Below are 5506 nucleotides of genomic sequence, written 5' to 3' on the forward strand. Positions count from 1 at the left end.
TATCTTTCTTCATGGCGTTGCTCTCCTCAGTGGAATCGGCACCCCGAGCCTAACGGCTCAAGGCGGGCAACGCCGCCCACTTCAGAGTTTCAACAGAGACCGGGACATTCCCATTTCCTGCTGGTGCGGCTGGAGGCGATCCCGCGCTCGTCGATGATTATCGCGTGGGCGTTTCTGATCGTCTTGCTGGCGACGCCGCGCGCCGTCTATCGGGTATACCGCAACTGGCGGGATACGCGCCGCGCCCGTGACAGGGACGGCGGCGCGGCCAAGCGCGTCTTGCTGATCGGTGCTGGCGACAACACCGAGACATTCTTGAAGACCATCGCGGAGCGAAGTGGACAATCCTTCGATGTTCTGGCGATCATCGACGAACGGGGACGCCGCACCGGCCGGTTCATTCGCGGCGTTCCGGTGCTGGGGGGAATGGAGAAACTGCCGCAGATCATCCGGCGGTTCGATCGCCGGGGGCGCCGGCCCGAAGCCTTGATCCTGACGCGGACGCGCGAGGACTACGAGCGCCACGCGCGGATTCAGGATTTGATCGACATCGCCAGCGAGCATCGTCTGGAGATGCTGCGCTTGCCCAAGGTTCTCGACCTTCGCGAAGTCGGCTCGGAAGTGGAAGTCCGCCCGATCAAGCTGGAGGATTTGTTGCAGCGCAAACCGCTACGCTTGGACGTTCCGAAAATGGCGACGATGATCAAGGGTCAAAAGATCCTGATCACCGGAGCGGGCGGTTCGATCGGATCGGAACTCGTCCGTCAGATCGTCGCCCTGGAACCGGCCAGCCTGATCCTTGTGGATGCCAGTGAGTACCTGCTTTACGCGATCGACGGCGAACTGCGTCGAGGCAACCCCCAATACGCCCTGTATCCGCTGTTGTGTAACGTGCGTGAGAAGGAAGCGATCGCCCGCATTATCGATACGCACCGGCCGGACGTTATTTTTCACGCTGCGGCACTGAAGCATGTTCCGATCGTCGAAGCGCAGCCGCTCGAAGGGCTGTTCACCAATGCGATCGGAACCCGCAATGTCGCCGAGGCCGCGGTGCGCGCGAAGGTAGGCGCCGTGGTCATGGTCTCCACGGACAAAGCCGTCAATCCGGCGAATGTCATGGGCGCCAGCAAGCGCATGGCGGAGATGTTCTGCCAGGCGATGGATTTGGGTTCCGATAAGGCCGGAACGCGTTTCGTCACCGTCCGCTTTGGCAATGTCCTCGGTTCGGCCGGTTCGGTGGTTCCGCTTTTCGAAAAGCAATTGAAGGCCGGTGGACCGCTGACGGTCACCCATCCGGAGATCGAACGTTACTTCATGACGATACCGGAAGCCTGCCTTCTGGTGCTGCAATCGGCCGCCCATAGTCTGGAGGACCCCGAGGAACGGGGGCGGATCTTCGTGGTCGACATGGGCGCCGCGGTGAAGATCGCCGATCTCGCGCGCAACGTCATCCGCCTCTCCGGCTTGCGGCCGGATATCGACGTGAACATCGTCTACACGGGCTTGCGACCGGGGGAAAAACTCTACGAAGAGCTGTTCGATTCCCGCGAGACCTTGGGACCGACGGATATCGAGGGAATTCTCGTCGCGTTCCCGCGCGCGATCGAGCGCGGCGTCATCGTGCGTATCTTCGATGAGATGAGGCGTCTGATCGACGTCAATGACGTCGCGGGAGCCCTGCGTCTATTGAAGGCGACCGTCACCGAGTTCAGCCCCGGCGAGGAGGTGCTCGCCATGATGCAGGGCGATGGCCATCCGCGTGCGGTTGAACAGGTTTCGCTCACGCTCGAGGGTCTCGACAAGGCCGATCGCCCATGATCGTTGAGGCGGTTTCCGGGAAGGCGCCCTCCCGAAGTCGACGTCGCACGACTTTTCGGCGCGGTGAAAACGCACGGGGGTGACGGTAGGGGTCTTCTCTATTCGGCGTATTGAGGTCGCGCCTTTTGAGCTTTCCGATGTACCGGCATTTGACGTCATTCGCGGGGCCTCGCTTCTCTTCGGGATCGGTGTCCGCCGTCAGCACCAATGGCACAGAAATACGGTTGTGATTTGAGGAGGATTTGGGTCTCGTCGTAGTGACGAAGGAACGAAGATGAGACCCAAATCCTCCAAGCCGAAATTGCCGGCAAACCGCTTGCCGATGGTCATCGCAGGCGTCACATTCACAGACGGCGTCGCGGTCATCCCCGACGCCAATCAACGCGCCGCCTGATCGCCCGCGTCACCCAAATCCAACCATAGCTCTATGGCGATCGCCAGGGCAAAGAGTGGCGCATCGAAGGATCGCCGGGCCAGGAGCCAGCGTTTGATCATCGACTGCTGCGCCCGCTAAGGCCGAAGCGTGCGCGCCGCACCACTTCCGCCGTCCGGAAGAGCAAGGTCGTCAGACGCCGCCACGGCGCCAGCTTCATCGCCGAGTATTTTGCTCGCCCGCCGATCAGGCTCTGCTGGGTGAGCGGATTGCCGGCAACCAGATCCGGTTCGACGTGGCGCACCCTGACGCCGAGTGCCCAGCCGCGTTCCAACGCCACATCGTAAGGAAGCTGCATCGGAACGAGCCGCTGCCGCAGCGCGCTGGCACCTTGTCGATTGACGACATAGGCGGCCGAGCTACCGGTCGGGCCGAACAGCGACGTCCCCAGCCGGTGACCACCGCCGATCGAACGATGCCCACGGAACACGGGCAGGCGATGGTGCATCAGTTTCACAACGTCCCAATCATCCACGGCGACGATCCGATCGAGCGCCGGCAGAAGCGCGGGCGTCAGTCGCACATCGTCCTCGAAGATCACGGCGATGTCGGCGTCGCTGGCCAGGAAGGCATCGAACACGTCGATATGGCTCTGATAACAGCCATATTCGCCGTCCATCGGAATCTTGCCGTGCAGGCGGCACGGTCTTCCCATCGACCGCCTTGACCCGTATCAGGTCGATACCGATCGCGGCGGCATCGGCACCGATCGCCGCAAGGCGCTCCGGAGACCGATCCAGATTGATGACGTAGTAATTGATCTTCAAGACAACTCTTTCGCGGACGGGCCGCCGGTCCCCGTTTCGGGAGTCGATTGCGCGAACATCAGGCAATGTCAAGGCAAGCTCAGTCGCCCCGGAAAGTACCACAGTTGCGCATGCCAGCGTGCTGTCCGGTGTGCGAGGGCTGCGGTGGCTTGATGGCTTCGTCGCCATCGCGGCCAGGCCCATATGAAGCTGTCGGGTGGCGGTCTCGTTAGAACGGAGGCGGGCGAGGAGCCGGCGGATCTCGGGCGGGGTCAGCAGACCGGCCAGCGCGATGGACATACGGCTTGGTCCGCGTGCGGGTGGGCTCGTTTCGTTCGCTATCAACAGGCCGTGGGGCGGCAGAAGATCCAAACACGCCCCCGAGATGATAGGCGCTGCAGCACGCTTCCATCGCTGCGATGCAGGAAGGCAGCTTAACGACAAACTTCACAACACCGTCGCGACGAAGCCGCCGCCGCAAGACGGTAGCGCCGGTCTCGTCGAGCAGGGCGGGGCTGCATAGTTTCTTGCCAAGATCAATTCCAGGCACCAATATCGACATCGGTCCTGCACAGCGACAATCAGGATGAGAGCAGCGCGACAAACAAGATGAGAATGTCGCGGGTGGGAAAGCAGCGGGAGATGCGGATGCATGACGGGAAAATGGAAGACTGGTTGCGCTTCCTGCCGGGAGGGAGAAGCCGTGTCGAACGGCTGTTCACCGATGCCGAACGCGGTATTTTTCGCGCCTGTTTTGCGGGACAAAGATAGGAACAATGCAGATCCTCATGACCGGTGCCGGCGGCTTCGTCGGACGACATCTCGCGGCGAGACTGAAAGAAGAGGGACATCGCGTGCTGGCGCTGTCGCGCGGCAGTGCGCCCGAGGACCGGACGGACGCGGTGATGGGACCGGCTGATCTCGCCGAGATCGAGGCATGGGCTGCCTGGCCAGAAGGCACCGACGCCGTCATCCATCTGGGGGCGCTCAACCCGTCACGAAGCGAACCGCAAAGCGGCGACCTTGTCGCCCTGCGTCGCGCCAATGTCGAGGCGACCGCTGCTCTGGCGCGGCGGGCCGCGCGCGAGCGCGTCCGCCGCATGATTTTCATCAGCAGCGCCAACGTCCATGGGCCCTCGGCGGACAAGAGCGTCTCGGCTTCTGACCCGCTCGCTCCGGCCAGTCCCTACGCCATCTCCAAGGCAGAGGGGGAAGCGGCCTTCTGGACCAGCTTATCCGGCACCGAAACGGAAGGATGCGTGCTCCGACCGGCCCCCGTCTACGGGGCTGGCGGGAGGGGCAACGTTGCGGTTCTGGTCAAGCTCGCAAGAATGCCGGTGCCTCTGCCACTAGAGGGGCTGGGTGGGCCGCGCAGCTTGGTGGCCGTCGATCATCTGGCACAGGTGATCGACGCATCTCTTGATGTCCCCACCGCCGCCGGAACGACGCTCCTGGTCGCCGACGAGGAACCTATCACGCCGGCAGGAATCGTGCGCGCGCTCCGCACCGGCTGGGGCCGCGCGCCGCTTCTGCTTCCAGCACCGGTGGGCGTTCTGCAACGATTGATAGGCGCGATCGGAAAGGACACGGTCTGGCGTGCCGCAACGGCGCCGTTTGTGCTGGAAACGCAGCCGCTGAAAGACCTCCTTGGCTGGAGTTCGCCGCTGACGACACAGGAGAAGCTGCGTCGTCTCGCCGCCGACGGCGCTCTCTGATCCATCCCCCCCCCCACACAAACGGATGGAATCGCGGCGGCTCCCTCGGGCGCGGCCCTCGCGCCGGGGCCTCATGACCTGGCACGACGTCCGGCAGAGCTATGGTTGGATTTGGGTGACGCGAGCGATCAGGCGGCGCGTTGATTGGCGTCGGGGATGACCGCGACGCCGTCTGTGAATGTGACGCCTGCGATGACCATCGGCAAGCGGTTTTCGCCCTTCAGCCTTCGCCAGGTTCTGGCTGCCGCGATGACGAGCTTGAAGACCATCAGCCGGGCGGACTTGTGCGAGAGGGCACCCTTGGTCCGTACGGTGCGATGCCGGACGGTAGCGAAGACGCTCTCGATCGGGTTCGCCGTGCGCAAATNGCCGGGCGGACTTGTGCGAGAGGGCACCCTTGGTCCGTACGGTGCGATGCCGGACGGTAGCGAAGACGCTCTCGATCGGGTTCGCCGTGCGCAAATGGTCCCAGTGTTCGGCCGGGAAGTCGAAGAAGGCCAGAAGCGGCTCGCGATCCTTCACGAGGCATAGGGCGGCTTTCGGATATTTGACGCCGTATTTTTCCTTGAAGACGGTGATTGCCGTCTCGGCCGTCGCTCGATCCGGTGCGTCGCGGACCTCGCGCAGATCGGTCTTCATGTTTGGCTGCACGGACACGGGAACTGGACTTGCATCGGAAAAGTGGCTCTTGCGCATGTTGTGTGGTCTTGAGGCGTCGCGACTCTTTCTAACACCGCAGATGATGCGGTGGAGGAAGCATGCCTCAAATATCGATGATGCCAGGATGTCGCTTC

4 protein-coding genes and 1 pseudogene are annotated in these 5506 nt (G+C 62.9%); 3 read left to right on the forward strand and 2 right to left on the reverse strand.

Going from position 1 to position 5506, the window contains the following annotated elements; all coding sequences use genetic code 11:
• The first annotated feature begins 153 nt into the window (after nt 1-153).
• A complete protein-coding gene (locus tag VQ045_RS21110) occupies nt 154-1818 on the forward strand; it encodes a polysaccharide biosynthesis protein (RefSeq protein WP_442879928.1) in 1665 nt (554 codons plus the stop codon).
• 491 nt (nt 1819-2309) lie between these two features.
• Here VQ045_RS21110 and VQ045_RS21115 read toward each other — a convergent pair whose 3' ends face one another.
• Nucleotides 2310-2906 (reverse strand): glycosyltransferase family 25 protein, encoded by a 597-nt coding sequence (locus tag VQ045_RS21115; protein ID WP_331831523.1) that lies wholly within the window; start codon nt 2904-2906, stop codon nt 2310-2312.
• 739 nt (nt 2907-3645) lie between these two features.
• Here VQ045_RS21115 and VQ045_RS21125 point away from each other — a divergent pair.
• A complete protein-coding gene (locus VQ045_RS21125) occupies nt 3646-3768 on the forward strand; it encodes a hypothetical protein (protein WP_331831524.1) in 123 nt (40 codons plus the stop codon).
• A gap of 5 nt (nt 3769-3773) precedes the next feature.
• Complete coding sequence (locus VQ045_RS21130) at nt 3774-4712, forward strand: NAD-dependent epimerase/dehydratase family protein (protein ID WP_331831525.1); 939 nt, start codon at nt 3774-3776, stop codon at nt 4710-4712.
• Nucleotides 4713-4840: 128 nt separating this feature from the next.
• Here VQ045_RS21130 and VQ045_RS21135 read toward each other — a convergent pair.
• Nucleotides 4841-5372, reverse strand: a pseudogene (locus VQ045_RS21135) (transposase); the annotation flags it as partial.
• Nucleotides 5373-5506: the final 134 nt, after the last annotated feature.

The organism is Aurantimonas sp. E1-2-R+4, assembly GCF_036549515.1.
GTDB lineage: Bacteria > Pseudomonadota > Alphaproteobacteria > Rhizobiales > Rhizobiaceae > Aurantimonas > Aurantimonas coralicida_A.

Bases quoted from the DNA above. Each gene is read 5' to 3' on its own strand.
- VQ045_RS21110 (WP_442879928.1), top strand. From the start codon at position 154: ATGATTATCGCGTGGGCGTTTCTGATCGTCTTGCTGGCGACGCCGCGC.
- VQ045_RS21115 (WP_331831523.1), bottom strand. From the start codon at position 2,906: ATGGGAAGACCGTGCCGCCTGCACGGCAAGATTCCGATGGACGGCGAA.
- VQ045_RS21125 (WP_331831524.1), top strand. From the start codon at position 3,646: ATGCATGACGGGAAAATGGAAGACTGGTTGCGCTTCCTGCCGGGAGGG.
- VQ045_RS21130 (WP_331831525.1), top strand. From the start codon at position 3,774: ATGCAGATCCTCATGACCGGTGCCGGCGGCTTCGTCGGACGACATCTC.